This is a genomic window from Stieleria tagensis (assembly GCF_024129865.1).
GTDB classification, from domain to species: Bacteria; Planctomycetota; Planctomycetia; order Pirellulales; family Pirellulaceae; genus Stieleria; species Stieleria tagensis.
The window spans coordinates 1-1,933 of sequence record NZ_JAMYFE010000181.1; the positions used below are offsets into that span (position 1 = coordinate 1).

The window sequence follows — 1,933 nt, forward strand, 5'->3', positions numbered from 1 at the left end:
CTCACGCGAATCCCGGAACGGATCGACGACCGTGACCGATCGATCATATTCATCCTGCCACGCTGATTCATCGGAAGCATCAAACGGGACCGAATAGTCAATTTCACGATGCAGTCGCGTTGACGACCCCGGCCCCGAATTGATCCGCAATCGGCTGTAGGTTGCCCCCTGCTTGGCCAGGATGAACATCACTGCCCAATCCGACGCCCCAAAGCAGCGTGCAAACGTGTTCTCATCAGTCGCACTGGGATGAGCAGAACTGCCGGGATGGGTATGAATCCAAATCCGGGCGAACTGCTCGGGAACGCGCCCTTGATCGACTTGATCATCAAAAAAGTCGGCAACTGCCGCGTCGCTAAACTCCACGCTGACCGCTGTGCAAACTTGATCGATCATCACGACGTCTTCGATCAACAGCAGATCCGACGCATCACTGATGCCAAACGCACCGACCTCCGATCCACCCGCATCACGCAGAAACTGTAGTTTCGCCCACGCGTAGGGACTGAACCTCAGTGGCTGCGTTTGTCGGCGTCTGCGGCGGTGGTTCGGTTTCTTCTTGTTCAAGGCAATCATCACATTGGTTCTCCGAAAGGCAGTCTTCACAAAAAGGGTTGTCGCAACGTTCGCAAGATTCCAGGCAACGGTTGCATTGCCGTGATTCACAGCCATGGCAGACTGTGGTGCAGTCATCGCAGATCGAATCACTGCAGCCGTCGCAGGAACAACTGCACCCGTCACAGACTTGGCCGCCGCAGCGGGCGCAACTTGAGCACTCGTCTTGATTGACAGTCCCGCCACAATCCCCGCACTGCACTCCAAACCAATCTTCCAGGCTGGTGTAGGCACTGCTGCGGTTGTAGGTTCGCAGGATCTGCCGGACGATCACAAAGAAGTCGAACAACCGTGTTTGTTCAATCGCACGCTTGATCGCCTGGCGTCCCTCCCCTTCGCACAGGGTCTCGTCCTGTACGTGCGGGTGGATGGTCGAATCGCAGCAAACCGCTGACTGCGAATCTTTCGCCACGATGCGGTAGCATGGGGGCTGACTGAAATGCCGGAGTTCCAGCACGATTTCAAACCTGCCCAGCTCAACTCCTTCCAGCTCGATCGGTTCGGTCGTCACGGCAATGGTTCCGGCCTTAGCGTTCAGCGCCACGGCGTCGAAGTCCGACTCGAGTGCCGACAGGTCTTGCAGAATCTCAAACGTGCGACGACAGTTCCCCTGGACGGGATTCTGGTCACACATCAACTCGGCGCGGTCTTTCCATCGAACCAGCGAATCCAGTTCGCTCAAACACTGGCGACGAATCCGCTTGGCAGCGAGAGACCAGCCTCGGGTGGATGCCAGGGCCTGCAGACGCTGAAGCCGTTGAATTTGTGTCACGGATTCGGCGGGGATTGGATCAGCCTGCTCACTGGACGGTCCCAAACGATCTTGCGCAGCGATGATTCGTCTGGCAATTCGATATCGCTGTAGCACCAGCCTGCGATCACTGCGTCTGCACGGGGTTAGTGATTGCCGAGACACGAGGCACCCTCGATCTTGGTGGGAGTGATCGAAACCCGATCGCCTTCCTGCAGGGCTTGGTCGCGGGGAACCGGCAACCGATTGACGCGAATCAGGTAGTTCGATTCACGGCCGCTGCCGATACGCTGGTTGAACAGTTCTTGCACCGACGTGCTTTCGGGAAGCTCGATGTAGTCGGCGAAGCCTGCTCCATCGTTGTTGATCAGTAAGATTTGCATGGGGGTGGTTTTCTGTGTGAGGGAATGGGGTGACTCGAGGTTGTCGAATGAGTTCTAGAACGTCGAACTCTTCGGGTACCACGAGGGTAAAAAGACTGGCCGGCGACACGTTGATCATGCCGCCGGCCAGCGAATCGAATCATGATTTCTTGCTGCATCGAATAGCGATTAGAAATCGAAGGGC

The 1,933-nt window shown here is 56.7% G+C and carries 3 protein-coding genes; 1 reads left to right on the top strand and 2 read right to left on the bottom strand.

The genetic code is table 11. The features are described from left to right. The coding region (locus NHH03_RS27625; RefSeq protein WP_253161594.1) for a hypothetical protein at nucleotides 1–576 on the bottom strand (576 nt) is incomplete at its 3' end. Nucleotides 577–1,054: 478 nt separating this feature from the next. Here NHH03_RS27625 and NHH03_RS27630 point away from each other — a divergent pair. After that, on the top strand, nucleotides 1,055–1,480 hold the full coding sequence (locus NHH03_RS27630; RefSeq protein WP_253161595.1) for a hypothetical protein: 426 nt from the start codon (nucleotides 1,055–1,057) through the stop codon (nucleotides 1,478–1,480). Nucleotides 1,481–1,512: 32 nt separating this feature from the next. On the opposite strand, the gene NHH03_RS27635 is transcribed toward NHH03_RS27630, so the two are convergent. Further along, nucleotides 1,513–1,749: a MoaD/ThiS family protein gene (locus NHH03_RS27635; protein WP_253161596.1), complete on the bottom strand. Its 237-nt coding sequence runs from the start codon at nucleotides 1,747–1,749 to the stop codon at nucleotides 1,513–1,515. Between the last annotated feature and the right edge of the window lie 184 nt (nucleotides 1,750–1,933).